14 protein-coding genes are annotated in these 14,310 nt (G+C 73.2%); 7 read left to right on the plus strand and 7 right to left on the minus strand.

Features of this window, described 5'->3' with window-relative positions; genetic code table 11:
* Positions 1-3 precede the first annotated feature (3 nt).
* The 3 genes from IE217_RS09130 to IE217_RS09140 are packed head-to-tail and all read left to right on the plus strand — an operon-like array spanning position 4 to position 2,070.
* Positions 4-1,392, plus strand: coding sequence for an SGNH/GDSL hydrolase family protein (locus IE217_RS09130; protein WP_229865146.1), 1,389 nt, complete (start codon positions 4-6; stop codon positions 1,390-1,392).
* Between the two features lie 28 nt (positions 1,393-1,420).
* Positions 1,421-1,690, plus strand: a complete 270-nt coding sequence (locus IE217_RS09135; RefSeq protein WP_190177229.1) for a DUF3040 domain-containing protein — start codon at positions 1,421-1,423, stop codon at positions 1,688-1,690.
* Between the two features lie 29 nt (positions 1,691-1,719).
* On the plus strand, positions 1,720-2,070 hold the full coding sequence (locus IE217_RS09140; RefSeq protein WP_190177230.1) for a hypothetical protein: 351 nt from the start codon (positions 1,720-1,722) through the stop codon (positions 2,068-2,070).
* A 31-nt stretch (positions 2,071-2,101) separates the two neighbouring features.
* Here IE217_RS09140 and IE217_RS09145 read toward each other — a convergent pair whose 3' ends face one another.
* The 6 genes from IE217_RS09145 to IE217_RS09170 form a co-directional block, all read right to left on the minus strand.
* Positions 2,102-3,247: a S1C family serine protease gene (locus IE217_RS09145; protein WP_190177231.1), complete on the minus strand. Its 1,146-nt coding sequence runs from the start codon at positions 3,245-3,247 to the stop codon at positions 2,102-2,104.
* A gap of 203 nt (positions 3,248-3,450) precedes the next feature.
* Positions 3,451-3,816, minus strand: coding sequence for a hypothetical protein (locus IE217_RS09150; protein ID WP_190177232.1), 366 nt, complete (start codon positions 3,814-3,816; stop codon positions 3,451-3,453).
* 1 nt (position 3,817) lies between these two features.
* A complete protein-coding gene (locus IE217_RS09155) occupies positions 3,818-4,303 on the minus strand; it encodes a TetR/AcrR family transcriptional regulator (RefSeq protein WP_190177233.1) in 486 nt (161 codons plus the stop codon).
* A gap of 123 nt (positions 4,304-4,426) precedes the next feature.
* Complete coding sequence (locus IE217_RS09160; RefSeq protein WP_190177234.1) at positions 4,427-5,071, minus strand: dihydrofolate reductase family protein; 645 nt, start codon at positions 5,069-5,071, stop codon at positions 4,427-4,429.
* A gap of 108 nt (positions 5,072-5,179) precedes the next feature.
* Positions 5,180-6,079, minus strand: coding sequence for a DMT family transporter (locus IE217_RS09165; RefSeq protein ID WP_190177235.1), 900 nt, complete (start codon positions 6,077-6,079; stop codon positions 5,180-5,182).
* A 169-nt stretch (positions 6,080-6,248) separates the two neighbouring features.
* Entirely contained in the window at positions 6,249-7,028 is a 780-nt protein-coding gene (locus IE217_RS09170) for an SDR family NAD(P)-dependent oxidoreductase (RefSeq protein WP_190177236.1), read from the minus strand.
* A gap of 511 nt (positions 7,029-7,539) precedes the next feature.
* Between IE217_RS09170 and IE217_RS09175 the strand changes: the two genes are divergently transcribed.
* The 4 genes from IE217_RS09175 to IE217_RS09190 all read left to right on the plus strand — a co-directional run bounded on the left by IE217_RS09175 (position 7,540) and on the right by IE217_RS09190 (position 13,672).
* Positions 7,540-10,854 (plus strand): TIM-barrel domain-containing protein, encoded by a 3,315-nt coding sequence (locus IE217_RS09175; protein ID WP_373297976.1) that lies wholly within the window; start codon positions 7,540-7,542, stop codon positions 10,852-10,854.
* 144 nt (positions 10,855-10,998) lie between these two features.
* Positions 10,999-11,835, plus strand: a complete 837-nt coding sequence (locus IE217_RS09180; protein WP_190177237.1) for a CPBP family intramembrane glutamic endopeptidase — start codon at positions 10,999-11,001, stop codon at positions 11,833-11,835.
* The gene (locus IE217_RS09185; RefSeq protein ID WP_190177238.1) at positions 11,832-13,016 is read left to right on the plus strand and encodes a sensor histidine kinase; all 1,185 of its coding nucleotides are present in this window, start codon (positions 11,832-11,834) and stop codon (positions 13,014-13,016) included. The genes IE217_RS09180 and IE217_RS09185 overlap by 4 nt, the downstream gene beginning before the upstream one ends.
* Positions 13,013-13,672, plus strand: coding sequence for a response regulator (locus IE217_RS09190; RefSeq protein ID WP_190177239.1), 660 nt, complete (start codon positions 13,013-13,015; stop codon positions 13,670-13,672). The genes IE217_RS09185 and IE217_RS09190 overlap by 4 nt, the downstream gene beginning before the upstream one ends.
* A gap of 219 nt (positions 13,673-13,891) precedes the next feature.
* Here the strand turns inward: IE217_RS09190 and IE217_RS09195 are convergent, their stop codons facing one another.
* Positions 13,892-14,263, minus strand: coding sequence for a DUF3040 domain-containing protein (locus IE217_RS09195; RefSeq protein ID WP_190177240.1), 372 nt, complete (start codon positions 14,261-14,263; stop codon positions 13,892-13,894).
* Between the last annotated feature and the right edge of the window lie 47 nt (positions 14,264-14,310).

Raw genomic sequence — 14,310 nt, forward strand, 5'->3', positions numbered from 1 at the left:
CGTGTGAGGTGGTCGCCACGCCGGTCCCCGCGCCGGTTCCTGCTGGTCCTCGCGGGAACCGCGGGCTTCGCCGCGGCCGCGCTGGGGGCGGTGTGGCTGGCCGTGCGCATCACGCCGCTCCAGACCGTGTCGGTGGCGGGCCAGACCGTGCAGGTGGGCGCGGCGCCACCGGCGCTGAGTCCGTCCGGTCCCGGCGAACTCGACCTGTTCGGCCAGAAGATACCGACGAAGGTGGACTTCGACGGACCGCTCCGGCCGCGCCTGAAGCTCACCCACATCGCCACCAACGACCAGGTGGCGCAGCTCCTTCACTCCGGCGACCACGGACAGCTCACCATGACGGTGAGCGGGAAACTGGCGTCGGGCTGGCTCCACTACGGACTGTGGGAGACGGGGGTCGCCGCCGGGCTGATCCTTCTGGCCCTGACGGCGTGGACCGGCGTCCGCCGCATGTCGCCGCGCCGCACCCTGATCCTGCTGGTGACCGGGGTCGCGGTGGTGTGCGCGCTCAACGCCGTCGGCTTCTATCTGCTGGCCTCGTCCACTCCCCGCGCCCTCCAGCACGTGCGGTCGCTGCAGGACCTGGTGGGCAGCAGCCCGACCACCCCGGTCCCGCGCGCGGAGGGCCCGGTGCTGGGGGACGTACGGGCCGTGGTCGTCGGGGACTCCACCGCCGCGGGCACGGGCAACCGCCCGCTGCCGAACCCCAGTGACCTGGACAAGGCGTGCAAGCGCAGCGCCGACGCGTACGCGCGGGTGCTGGCCGCCACCAACCGGGTCAAGGTGGAGAACCTCGCCTGCTCGGGCGCCACGATCCGCGACGGCCTGCTCGGCGTGCAGATCCTCGGCTCGCAAGTGGCGCCACCGCAGATGTCCGAGGCGCAGCGGGCCGCGAACGCCTCGGTGATCATCGTCAGCGTCGGCGCCAACGACGTGCGCTGGGCGGATCTGGTCCGCCTGTGCGCGGCGTCGCCCAGCTGTGACGACAAGGCGTCGACGGCGTTCTTCCAGCACCGGCTGACCCGGTTCACGCTGGACTACCAGAAGCTGCTGCGCCAGCTGGCCGCGCTCAGACAGCACCCGAAGGTGCTGGTCAACGAGTACTACGACCCGTTCGGGCCGGACACCACGTGTCTGAAGGACGAGGGGCTCACCCCGGTGAAGGCGAAGGCGCTCGAGTCCCGGCTCGCCGCGCTCAACACGGTGCTGCGCCAGGGCGCCGAGCGGGCCGGCTTCACCGCCGTACGGCCCCTGTTCACCGGGCACGGCCTGTGCACCGGGCAGCCGTACGTGCAGGGCCCGACCGACCGGGCGCCCCTGCATCCGACCGCCGCCGGGCAGCTCGCCATCGCGGTGGCCGACCAGCGGGCCCTGCCCCCGCTCCACGGGTGAGACGCGGACGCGCCGGAAAGGAGTCACCGTGGACTTCGAACGTGAACTCGCTGAGATGGAACGCCATCTGGTGGCGCGGGATCCCCGCCTGGCGGAGAAGTTCGAGACGTTCGAGAGGATCACCGCGCCCCCGCCGGCCCACGGCGGCGGCAAACGGCGCGCGCTCCTCCTGGCGGCGCTGGTGTGCCTGGTCATCGCCGTGGGCTCCGCGCTCGCCGCCGGCGCGGCCACCGCCGCCTCCGGCCGGCCGGCCCAGCGCTCACAGGTCGTACGGCAGCTCTCCGGACGGCCGGGCTGACACCGCCCGGCGACAGGGAAGGATCACACATGCCCGCATCCATCGTCCGCGTCGCATGGGGCGCGGTACTCGTCGCCTTTCCGGGAAGCGTCCTGCGCCGCTGCCCCCGTACGCCGCAGACCCGGGCCGCGTCGAGCGTCGTACGGCTGCTGGGCGCGCGCCAGCTCGTGCAGGGGCTCGTGGCCAACCCCCGTAGCAGGCACGCCGCTTGGCAGGGTGTGCCCGACGCGCTGCACGCGGCGAGCATGGCCGGTCTCGCGCTGCGCAGCGACCGCTGGCGGACGGCGGCACTGGCCGACGCCGTCATAGCCTCCCTGTTCGCCGTCTCGGCGCTGCGCGGACGCGACCGGCGCGGCGGCAGGGCCGACGCCGGAGGGTGAGCTCCACCGCCGCTACCTTACTGACGGTCTGTCAGGATGTGGGCAGCGTACCGAGGGTGGCGTGGGCGGTGGCCGTGCGTCCGTCGCGGGAGTAGCCGATCGTCACCTGGTCGCCGGGGGACTTGGCGGCCAGCGCCTCGGTGAGGGTCTGCACGTCGGTGATCCGGGTGCCGTCCAGCTCGGTGATGATGTCCCCCGGCTTCAGCCCGGCCCTGTCCGCCGCGCCGCCCCTGGTCACGGCGACGATGCCCGCCCCGGCCGGGGCGGAGTCGGCGCCCAGCACCGTGCGTACGGTGATCCCGAGGGCGGCGCGGCCGCTGTTGGTGACCTTGCCGCTCTTGATCAGCTGGTCGGCGATACGGGTGACGGTGGAGCTGGGGATGGCGAAGCCGATGCCCGGCGCGGCGCCGCCGAGTTCCTGGTCGACGGCGGCGAGGGTGTTGATGCCGATCACCTGACTGGAGAGGTTGGCCAGTGCTCCGCCGCTGTTGCCGGGGTTGATGGCGGCGGAGGTCTGCACCATGTTCGGGATGGTGGCGCCGCCAGAGCCCTGGCCGGCCGGCTCGGACACGGTGCGGCCGACGGCGGAGACGATGCCCTGGGTGACGCTGCTGGACAGGCCCAGCGGGTTGCCCATGGCGAGGACGATCTGGCCGACCTGGACGTTCTTGCTGTCGGCGAAGGCGGCCGGGTGCAGCCCGGAGGGCGGGTCGTCGAGGCGGATCACGGCCAGGTCGTCGGCCGGGTCCACGCCGACCAGGCCGGCGTGCAGGAGCTGCTGCCGGTTGGCGAAGGTCACGCTGAAGCTGTGGTCCTTGCCGACCACGTGGGCGTTGGTGACGATGTCGCCCTTGTCGTCGTAGACGATCCCGGAGCCGAGGCCCGCCGAGGTGGTGATCTGGACCACCGAGGGCAGGACGTTGTGCACCACACGCAGGTAGTCGCTCTGGAGTTCGGCACTCACCGAGGGGGTCCCGCCGGAGTCCGGGCCGCTGCTCTTGGTCTGGGAGGAGCCGGAGGAGCCGGAGGAGCCGCTGGTGCAGCCCGCTGCCAGCGCCGCCAGGACGGCGGCGGCCGCACCTCGGGACACGATCAGGCGCAGGCGGCGCGCGGGCCCGGCGGGCGGTGGGCCGGCGGCACGCTCGGGGGCGGGGACAGGGCGCTCTCTTACGATCATGGTGGCACTCCCATGGCTACGACGCGGCCGGAGCGGGGAAGGCTCCCCTCGCACGTGGGTTCCCTGCCGCGGACCGCGCACGCCTGTGACCGGGGTGCCCTGCCCCGGCGCCCCGGAGCGGTGCCCAACTCCTTGGCAGGCGACGCCGGGCGGGCTGGAGGGCGAGCAGGCGCGATTCGCGTCGCCGACCGGGGCTTTCCGTGTCAGCGGTGGGAGACGGCCTGTTCGACGAGGGCCACCGTGGCGCGGGGGTCGTCGACCTCGATGACGAGGCGGTCGTAGGTCTCGGCGTCGGCGAGTTCTATGACGACGGCCTTGTCCGGGTTCTTCACGTCCCAGAAGAGGCGCTCGCCGTCATGGCGGAAGCGGCCGGCGGTGATCACACCGGGGAAGTGCGTGCCGCCGACGCGGATTCCCTTGGGTTCACGGGCCATTCCGGGATCGTGGGTGGCGCCGCGGACATGGGCGAGGGGGATCTCCAGGCGGCTCTTGAACGTCCAGAGTTTGTCGAGGCCCTGGAACTCGACGGTCAGCAGGCCGCGTTCACGGTCGATGTCGATCAGGGCCATGTCAGTTCTCCTTGGAGCGGTGAGGCTGGGCGCGCAGGCGCAGTCGGGTGCCGAGGACGGTGGAGGCGAGCTGGGGGGCGGCATCGCCGTGCGAGGGACGCAGGGCGTCCTCCAGGGCGGTGACACCCTCCGCCACCAGCGCGGCGACCTCCGGGTCGTGGGGCGCGCGCTCGGCGGCGGCGAGCAGGAGCAGTCCGGCGGCGGGACCGCTGTCGTACGAGGCGATGGCCGCCGCCAGGGCCTGCGCCGGGTCGGTGAGGCCGGCGATGGCGGCGGTGGCCGGGCGGATCTCGTGGTCGAGGTGGTTGCGCAGGACGGTCAGATGCAGGCTCCGTTTCGAGCCGAACACCTTGTAGAGACTGCCCCGGTGGACACCGGTGGCGGTGACCAGGTCGTCCACCGAGGTGCCCTCGTAGCCGTGCGCGGCGAAGAGGGCGGCGGCTGCGGTGATCGCCTGGTCGGCGTCGAAGGCACGTGGTCGTCCCATGGCCAGGACCGTACACGGTAGAAGAACGATCGGTCAAGAACGAACGTTCTTTTACGAGTACGGCCCCGGCCGCCCCTCACCCGCACCGGCGAACCGGCCCTCACTCCCGCCGGAATCCGGCCCTCACTTGCGCCAGAACACGTGGTGGGTCACGCCGCTGCGACTGGGCACGACGTCGAGGTGGTAGCGGTCGAGCAGTTCGTCGGGGGACTCCCACAGCCGCTCACCGGATCCGAGCTTCACCGGCGACACCGCCACGTGCAGGGTGTCCACGAGGCCGGCGTCGAGGAACTGCCTGAGGGTGGCGACTCCCCCGCCGAGCCGGACGTCCTTGCCCTCCGCCGCCTTGCGCGCCTGTTCGAGCACCGAGGCCGGGTCACCCTCGACGAAGTGGAAGGTGGTGTCGGAGAGGGTGAACGAGGGGCGCGGGTGGTGGGTCATGACGAACACCGGGGTGTGGAACGGGGGCTCCTCGCCCCACCAGCCGCGCCACTCGGAGTCCTGCCAGGGTCCGCGCTGCGGGCCGAACTTGTTGCGGCCCATGATCTCGGCGCCGATGTTGTGCGAGAAGTCGCGGGTGAAGTAGTCGTCGATGCCCCGGCTTCCCCCCGGTTCGGTGCGGTTGGGCCAGCTCGCGGTGGCGCCGGCCCACGACATCAGGGTCGCCGGATCGGCGTGCCCGAACGGCCGCTCCAGGCTCTGGTTCTCCCCGGAGCCGTATCCGTCGCTCGAGACGCAGAAGTTCTGGACCCTCAGCAACTGGTTCACGTCGTGCCTCCTGTGTGGTCGATGAGATGTGGACTGCCGGCGTGGGAGAAACTCATCGCCGGCCTCGACGCCCACCACGCGCCCCTCCCCGGCCAGGAGCACGCCCGGTCACGCCGTGGCGTGCTCCATCGGGTCGGCTGCCTCCTCGTCGGTCTGCAGGCACTCCGCGAGGCAGCGCGTGCGGGACAGCGCGAAGACGCCGTAGGTGAGCAGGCCGAAGCCGAGCACGGCCGCGACGATCCACGGTCCGGTGCGCGGCTGCTCCTCGTAGATCAGCACGCCGAGCACGACACCGGTCACCGCGTCCGTGAGGGTCAGGGCGGGCTGGGAGGCGATGAGCGGGCCGGCCTGCATCGCCGTGCTCAGCAGGAAGAGGGACAGGGCGCCGATCGCCGCGAAGGCGTAGGTCTGCCACGACAGGAAGAACGCGCGGACGCCCCAGGCGCCCAGGATGCCCATGGCCGACTTCATCAGGGCCGCGGTGAGGGCGTTGCCCAGCGCCGCCCCCGCGGCCAGGCAGGCCGCCCGCGTCAGACCCAGCGGCCTGCGCAGGGCGGCGAGCACGAGCGCCGCCTCGATGCCGCCGACGACCACGAGTGTCGGCACCCACCACAGCCCCGGCACCCACGTACGGCCCCCGGAGGGCGCGAGGGAGAACAGGAACACGGCGAGCCCCACGGCGATGCAGGCCACCGACGCCCACGATCGGCGCGACCGGTGCACGTGGAAGACGGCGCCACCGATCACCAGGGCCAGCGGCAGCTCCAGGATGAAGACCGGCTGGACCACGGCGAGCGAGCCGAAGGCCAGGGCGAGGGCCTGGAGGACGGCCGACAGGATGACCCCCACGATGCCCGCCAGCCAGACGGGGGTGCGCAGCAGATCGGTGATCAGCCCCAGGCGCAGCGACGTCGACGCCGGCACCGTCAGCGCCGCCCGCCGCTGCAGCACCGTGCCCAGCGCGTTGCTGCACGCTGCGAGGGCCGCGAGTATGACGGCAAGAGCCATGTCGGGACCACTCCTCGGTCGTCTGCTGCCACCGTCCGCCCGCAGGGGCCCCCGCCGCAACCGCGGCGACCGGCGTTCTGTTCCCGCCGACTGTGTGCGCCGTCCAGCCGTGGCCGCGCCGTCACCGCGCGGGACCGGCGGCGGACTGCGCGCGGTCCGTCCTCGGGAACTACCAGGTCGGGATGAACCCGCCGTCGATGATCATGTCGCTGCCGGTGATGTTGGCGGCCTGGTCGCCCGCGAGGAACAGGACCAGGCCGGCGACCTCCTCGGGCGTGGAGAAGCGGCCGGTGGCGGTGGATCCGGCGGCCTGCGCGACCACGTCGTCGGGGGTGACGTCCGCTGCCGCCGACACGGTGTCCGCGACCCCGCCCTCGGCCAGCCACAGGTCGGTGCGCACCGGACCGGGGCTGACGGTGTTGACGCGGACGCCCTTCGGGCCGACCTCCTTCGACAGCGCCTTGGAGAAGGCGACGAGGGCGGCCTTGCCGGCGCTGTAGTCGATCACCAAGGGGTCGGGCAGGGTGGCGTTGACGGAGGCGACCGTCACGATGGAGCCCCGGCCGGCCCCGAGCATGAGGGGCAGGGCGGCCCGGGTGACCCTTACGGCGCTCAGCAGGTTCAGGTCCAGAACGTGCCGCCAGTCGGCGTCGGTCACCGACAGGAAGCCTCCTGTCCGGGCGGGCGCGGCACCCACGTTGTTGACCAGGATGTCGACGCGTCCCCGCGCCTCCTGGACCAGCCGTTCGGCGTCCTGGGGCTCGCCGAGGTCGACGGGGACCCAGGTGACCCGGCCCTCCTTGCCCAGGGCGTCCAGTTCGGGTGTGGAGGTGCGGGATCCGGCGACGACCGTGGCGCCGGCGTGTGCCAGGGCGGTGACGACGGCCAGCCCGATGCCCTTGCTGGCACCGGTCACCACGGCGGTGCGGCCCTGAAGCGGGGTGGTCATTGCTGCTCCTCTTGACGCGGGGGTCGGGGGGCGGATCGATGCGGCAGTCGGGGGCGGATCGGCGCGGAGGTCGAGGGTCGGGAGGTCGGGGGATCGGGCGGCGGACGCGGTGCGTCAGGCGTACGAGGTGTCCTCACCATTGATGCCCCGGCGGGCCGGCCACCGCATGACTGGCCGGCGACATGGGCCGGCCGTGGTCGATCGCCGGCCGGTGGCCCCGGTCGGGGAACCGCCTGAGCTCGGTCACGGCCCGGCAGTCGCCGTGCGGCTTGCGGGCCGAGCGGGTCACGGCGCCGGGGGCGGATGACGCGTGCGGCCACAGGCCGTGGACTCGCCCCCAACTCTCCTGACAACGATGTCTGTTACGGGTGTGGACACGCGTCAGGCGCCGTGGTCTCATGCCTGAGGACCGCGTCTACAACGTTGTAGGCGCCCGGCCGGTACGCGTGTGAAGCCGTCGCCGCATGTCCGTCGTGCTCGTCAGAGTGCCCGCCGCCGTAGGGAGCGTTCCGTGAGACCTCCGTGCCCGAGATCCCCCCGCCGCAAGCCGCGCACCTCCGTCGCCCGCCGCCTACTGGCCGTCTCGGCCGTGACGCTCGGTCTCCTGTCCCCGGACGCCGCCTCGGCCGCCGCGCGCGATTCGCCGGGCGCCCCCACCGCGCGGGCCGCCTCCGTGGTGACGCTGCCCGACGCCAGGTTCGAAGTGCTGTCGCCGACGCTGATCCGTACCGAGTACGCCGGGGACGGGAAGTTCGAGAACCGGTCCACGTTCAACGCGATCGGCCGTGGCTCCTTCACGCCCACGCACTACGACTCGTCCGTGCGCGACGGCGTCCTGACCATCACCACCAGCGCGCTGACCCTGCGCTACCGCGTCGGTTCCGGACCCTTCACCGCCGACAACCTGACGGTGGCGCTCAAGGCGGGGCAGCAGCCGGTGCTCGCGGCGCCCTGGCGGCACGACGTGTGCGCCGTGGGCGCGCTGTGCGAGGCCGAGGACCAGGCGTACGACGGCCCCGGCATCGCCGCGGACCACGACGGGTTCACCGGCAAGGGGTTCCTCGCCGGCTTCGCGGTCGACAACGGCTCCTTCGCCACGGACGTGCGCACCACGGCGGCCGGCACCTACGAGTTCGCCGTGCGGTACGCCAACGCGGTGGGTGGGGACGGCCGCCACGAGACCCGGACCCTGAGCCTGGCCGTGGACGGCGGCGCCGACCGGACGTTCTCCCTTCCCCCGACGGACAGCTGGAACACCTGGGGCGTGGCCCGCCTGTCCCTGTCACTGGGCGCGGGCCCGCACACCCTGCGGCTGCACCGCACCGCCGCCGACTCCGGGAACGTCAACATCGACAGCGCCGCCCTGCTCACGCCCGGGGCCGCGTACCCCGGGCGGGGCGCGAGCACGGTGCCGGGCTGCCGGTTCGGCACGAGCTGCGAGGCCGAGGACGCCCTCCTGTCGGGCTCGGCGGCTGTGGCCGCCGACCACAGGGGATACGCCGGCGCGGGTTTCGTCGCCGAGGTCAACCAGGGGTCCTCGATCTCCGACCGCGTCACGGGCGTGCCCGCGGACGGCACCTATCTGCTGCGGCTGCGCTACGCCAACGGCACCGGGGGCGACGGCCTGCACCGGACGCGCACCATGACGGTCACCACCAAGGGCGGCACGGACACCACCCTGTCCCTGCCGCCGACGGACGACTGGAACACCTGGGCGTCGGCGTCGGTCCCGGTCACGCTGAAGGCGGGCACCGACGAGGTCGCCCTGGCCTGTCCGGACGCGGCGAGTTGCCACGTCAACGCCGACACCCTCGCGCTCGGCCCCCAGGGGGAGGCGGCCCCCGCGCCGCATCTGGCCCTCGGCGGCTACCGGCGCAGCCTCGACGGACTCGACGGCGACAGCGATCCGGCGCCCTGGACCACCCCGGGACTGCTGCACCGCGACGGCTGGTACCTGCTCGACGACACGCCCTCCGCGGTCTACGACCCCGCCACCGGGAAGGCCTCCGCGCGCCCCGGCCACGCCGGCCGGCCCTACCAGGACGGCTACCTCTTCGGCTTCGGCCACGACTACCGGCAGGGCCTGTCCGACCTCGCCACCCTCACCGGACCACCGCAGCTGCTGCCCCGCTGGGCCTACGGCGTCTGGTACTCCGAGTACATCGACCGCACGGCGAGCGACTACGAGAACACCGTCCTGCCCGCCTTCCGCACCGCGAACGTGCCCCTGGACGTGCTCGTCACCGACACCGACTTCAAGTCCCCCAACACATGGAGCGGCTGGAACTTCGACCCGGCCAAGTTCCCCGATCCCAAGGGGTTCTTCGACTGGTCGGCCGGCCAGGGCCTGCACAACACCCTGAACGTGCACCCGAGCATCCTCGGCTCCGACCCGCGGTTCGCCGAGGCCCAGGCGACGGCCAAGGGCAAGCTGCGCAAGGGCGGTTGCGCGTCCGGCGCCGGATCCGACTGCTACACCTTCGACTTCGGCGACCCCGACCAGCTCAGGGCGTACCTCGATCTGCACCGGCCGATGGACCGGGCCGGCAACGACTTCTGGTGGCTGGACTGGTGCTGCGACGCCTCGCGGTCCTCGCAGGCCGGCGTCACGCCGGACGCGTGGATCAACCAGAAGTACGCCGGCCTCACCGCGGAGACCTCCGAGCGCGGCTTCGTCCTCTCCCGCGCCTACGGATCGCTCCAGGCCGGCGGCTACAGCGGCGGGGTCGGTCTGCCCACCGGTCCCTGGGCCGACAAGCGGTCCACGCTGCACTTCACCGGTGACACCACGTCGAACTGGGGCACCCTGCGCGCCGAAGTCGGCTACACACCGGGCGAGTCCGCCGCCACCGGCCTCGCCGCCATCAGCCACGACATCGGCGGTCACAACGACGGATACGGCATCCCCGGCGCCGAGACCTACGTCTCGGGCGGTCAGACGCACCGCACCACCAAGCTGCCCGACGACCTGTACGCCCGGTGGGTGCAGTTCGGCACCTTCCAGCCGGTCGACCGCCTGCACAGCAACCACAGCGACCGCCTGCCCTGGCAGTACGGGCCCGAAGGACGCGACTCCGCCGAGAAGTTCCTGCGGCTGCGCGAGGCGCTGGTGCCGTACACGTACACCCTCGCCCGCGAGGCAAGCACCACCGGGACACCGATCGTCCGGCCGCTGTACCTGCAGTACCCGGAGGAGGAGAGCGCCTACGCCAAGGCGGACAGCGAGTACCTCTACGGTCCCGACATGCTGGTCGCGCCGGTCACCGCGCCCGGCAGCCGGACCACCACCTCCGTGTGGTTCCCGCCGGGCCGGTGGACGGACTACTTCACCGGCCAGACCTACACCGCACCCGCCGGAGGCGCCACGCACGACGTGACGACCACGCTGGACACCATGCCGGTCTTCGTCCGCGCGGGCGGCATCGTCACCACACGGTCGGGCGACGTCGCGGGCGACGCGCACAGCCCGCTGGACCGGGTCACGGTCACCGTCGCACCGGGAGCGTCCGGCAGCTTCTCCCTCTACGAGGACGACGGCACCGGCCCGGTCTCGCGGCGGGCGGCGACCACCCGAATCCGCTACGAAGAGCGCGCCGGCACGCACGAGTTGAGGATCGGTCCGGCCAAGGGCTCCTTCACGGGTCAGGTGAGCGGGCGCACCTGGACGGTGTCCTTCCTCGGCGTGGAGCGGGCGCCGAGCCGGGTGACGGCGCAGGGCGCGCGTCTGGCGGCCTCGGCCTGGCACTGGGACGCGGACACGCACGTGCTGCGGGTCAGCGTGCCCGCGCGCGGCATCCGGTCGGCCGTGACCGTCGGCTACCGGTAGCGGCCACGCCACGCTCCCACGGGGGCTGTCCCCCGTGGGAGCTACGCGAAGTGTCCACCGCGCGGTGACGACTCGCGGCGGCCCGGTCCCTAGCGTTTGGTCCGGCCGCGGCGCCCGTGCCGCGCAGTGGATGAGGGAGTCTTCGTGAGACTGGTGTGGCAGTTCCTGGCCGTCATGGCCGTCGCGCTGATCGGCAGTCAGGGCGTGAACGCGCTGGACGGAAAGCCGTGGCCGACGCTCGTCCTCGGCCTGCTGACCGCCGTGGCCGCCGTGTTCGTCTACGGCTGGGTGGTGCGGCGCACCGAGCGCCGGCCGGTCACGGAGGTGGGCCGGCCGGGGGCCGTGGCCGCGACGGTCCGCGGTGCGCTGATCGGCGTGACCCTGTTCGCGGCCGTGATCGCCAACCTCGCCCTCCTCGACCACTACGACGTGCGCGGCATGGGTTCGGTGACCGGCGCGGTGGGGCTGGTCGGCTTCATGGCCGCGGCCGCGGTGACCGAGGAACTCCTGTTCCGCGGCGTGCTGTTCAGGATCGTCGAGGAGCGCGCGGGCACGTGGTTCGCGCTGCCGCTGACCGCCGTGCTGTTCGGGCTGTCCCACCTGGCCAACCCGGACGCGAGCCTGTGGGGCGCGATCGCGATCGCCGTCGAGGCCGGCGGGATGCTCGCCGCGGCGTACGCCGCCACCCGCACCCTGTGGGTGCCGATCGGCCTGCACTTCGGCTGGAACTTCGCCGCGGCCGGCGTCTTCAGCACCGAGGTCTCCGGCAACGGCGCCACCCACGGACTGCTGGACGCCTCGACGTCCGGCCCGGCGCTGTTGACCGGTGGCGCGTTCGGCCCCGAGGCGAGCGTGTACTCGGTGCTGTTCTGCGTGCTGGCGACGGTGGTGTTCCTGTCGCTGGCCCGGCGGCGCGGCCGGCTGGTGCCCGGCCGCCGGCGGGCCGCGCGGGTCCCGGCCGCCTCTACACTTTCCCAGTGATCAGTCCTCGGCACCTTCCGGAGCGGTGGGGCCGGCTCGACGTCACGGTCCGCGATCTCCCGCCGGCCCTGCTGCTCCTGGCCCTGGCGCTCCTGCCGTCGTTCCGGGGCCACGGCACACAGCTCGGCGGCCTTCCGTCCCGGCCCTTCGACGCGGTGGCCGTCGTGGCGGTCGCACTCCAGTGCGCGCCGCTCGCCGTCCGCCGCAAGTGGCCCGTCGTCTGTCTCGCCCTGGTGTCCGCGGGCTTCGCGCTCGACCAGTTGCGCGGCTACCACTCGCCCGCGGGCACCGCGCTGCCCCTCGCCCTGGTCAGCGCCGGCTCTTACCTGGACCGTCACCGGCGGACAGCGACGTTCCTGTTCTCCCTGGCCTACGTGGCCCTCGCGGTCGCGCTGGTCCGGCTCGGGGCCGACGAACCGCCGTCCGAGTTCGTGACGTTCTACCTGGTGCTCGTCCTGGCTTGGGGGTTCGGCGCGTGGCTGCGTTCGTCGCGGGCGGCGGAGGCCGAACGCCGGCGCCGGGTCGCCGAGGACAGCCGCGTCGCCGAAGGCACGCGTATCGCACGGGAGTTGCACGACGTCGTGACCCATCATGTGACGGCGATGGTGGTGCAGGCCGAGGCGGCGCGCTGTCTGACGGCCTCGCCCGACCGGCTCGACCGGACCCTCACCGCCGTCAGCGACACCGGCCGCCGGGCGATCAGCGACCTGCGCCACCTCCTGGACCTGCTCAACCCCGACTACGGGCGGCCCGGCAACGGCGATCCGGGCCTGGACAGCCCCGATCCCGTCCCTCCCGTCGGCAGCCTCCTCGCCCTGGTGGAGCGGACCCGCGAGGCGGGGCAGCCGGTCGCGTTCACCGAGACGGGCACCCCGGCCGAGCCCGCCGGGAGCGCCGACTTCGTGGCCTACCGGGTCGTCCAGGAGGCGCTGACCAACGCCCTCAAGTACGCCCACGGCAGCCCCACGTCCGTCCACGTGCGACACGGCACGGGGGAGATCACCGTCGAGGTCGGCACGGACGGCCCCGGCTCCCGGGACCTGTCCCCCGGCGGGAACGGGCGGGGCCTGGCCGGGCTCCGGGCGCGGGTCCACGTCCTGGGCGGGGAGTTCAGCGCGGGCGACCGGACCGGCGGCGGCTTCGTCGTGCGGGCGCGCATACCGGCGGGGACCGCGTCGTGACCGCGCCGATCAGGGTCCTCGTCTGCGACGACCAGATGATGATCCGCACCGGTCTGGCCACGATCATCGACGCCCAGCCCGACCTGGAGGTGGCGGGCGAGTGCGGGGACGGGCGCACCGCGGTCGACCTCGCCGGCCGGCTGCGCCCGGACGTCGTGGTGATGGACGTGCGCATGCCGGTGCTCGACGGCATCCAGGCCACCCGCCTGCTCGCCGGCGCCGGGGTGGAGCAGCCGGTGAAGGTGCTCGTGGTGACGACGTTCAACCTCGACGAGTACGTGTACGAGGCGCTGCGCGCCGGGGCGAGCGGATTCCTGCTGAAGGACGCGCCGCCAGCCCAGTTGCTGCACGGCATACGGACGGTGGCCACCGGCGCGGCCCTGCTGGACCCGCAGGTGACGCGCCGCCTGGTGGGCACGTACGCCACCCGGATCAGGCCGGCCGAGAACGCCCCCGGCGACATCCCGCTGACGCCCCGCGAACTGGAGGTGCTGCGCCTGATCGCGGAGGGCCTGTCCAACGGGGAGATCGCCGCGGCCCTGCTGATCAGCCAGGAGACCGTGAAGACCTTCGTGTCCCGCATCCTCGCCAAGCTCCAGCTGCGCGACCGTGTCCAGGCGGTCGTCTACGCCTACCGCCGCGGGCTGGTGAACTGACCGGCGCCCCGGCTGTCACCGCGGATACCGGTCACGGCCAAAGGCCGCTTCGCCGATGCGGTCGCCCGTCCTCAGGGCGGGGTCTAGCACCTCGTGCGCGGTGGGGCCGTGCGGCGCCGAGAGGTGCGGGCGGCAGGGCGCCCGGTCGGAGGTGATCCTGACCTTGTCGCCGGTGAAGAACAGCTTCCCCCGGGCACCGACCTGGCGGGCAGCCGGCCCTCAGGTCTTCCTGAAGCAGCGGACCATGAGCACCACCGCCCGCCCCCACAGCATCACCACGAGGGCGGCCAGGACGAGCGGGGCGCACTTGAGCGCGCATCCCACCGCGAGCGTCACCGCCCACAGCACGAACACCAGCGGCCGCGCCAGCGACGCGGCGAGGCGCCGGCTCCCCGGGCGCCCCCGCATCGGGCGTCCCGGAGCCGGCCGTTCCCGGACCGGTTGTTCCTGGGCGGGCGGGCTCGGTTGTTCCGCATCCGGCCGGGCCGGTCGATCCCGGTCCGAGAACTGGGCCGCCCACCGCGGATCGTCCGCCACCAGGTGGGACTCGATCTCCTTGAGCTGTCGCTGCTCCCATGACGTGAACACCATGGCACCGCTCCTGAGCTGCGGCCGTGGGCCTGCGGGCCCGCACGGCG

Source organism: Streptomyces naganishii JCM 4654 (assembly GCF_014650575.1).
Lineage (GTDB): Bacteria > Actinomycetota > Actinomycetes > Streptomycetales > Streptomycetaceae > Streptomyces > Streptomyces naganishii.

Excerpts from the sequence above, each read along its gene's own strand:
- IE217_RS09140 (WP_190177230.1), top strand. The coding sequence starts at position 1,720 with ATGCCCGCATCCATCGTCCGCGTCGCATGGGGCGCGGTACTCGTCGCC.
- IE217_RS09145 (WP_190177231.1), bottom strand. The coding sequence starts at position 3,247 with ATGATCGTAAGAGAGCGCCCTGTCCCCGCCCCCGAGCGTGCCGCCGGC.
- IE217_RS09150 (WP_190177232.1), bottom strand. The coding sequence starts at position 3,816 with ATGGCCCTGATCGACATCGACCGTGAACGCGGCCTGCTGACCGTCGAG.
- IE217_RS09155 (WP_190177233.1), bottom strand. The coding sequence starts at position 4,303 with ATGGGACGACCACGTGCCTTCGACGCCGACCAGGCGATCACCGCAGCC.
- IE217_RS09165 (WP_190177235.1), bottom strand. The coding sequence starts at position 6,079 with ATGGCTCTTGCCGTCATACTCGCGGCCCTCGCAGCGTGCAGCAACGCG.
- IE217_RS09170 (WP_190177236.1), bottom strand. The coding sequence starts at position 7,028 with ATGACCACCCCGCTTCAGGGCCGCACCGCCGTGGTGACCGGTGCCAGC.
- IE217_RS09195 (WP_190177240.1), bottom strand. The coding sequence starts at position 14,263 with ATGGTGTTCACGTCATGGGAGCAGCGACAGCTCAAGGAGATCGAGTCC.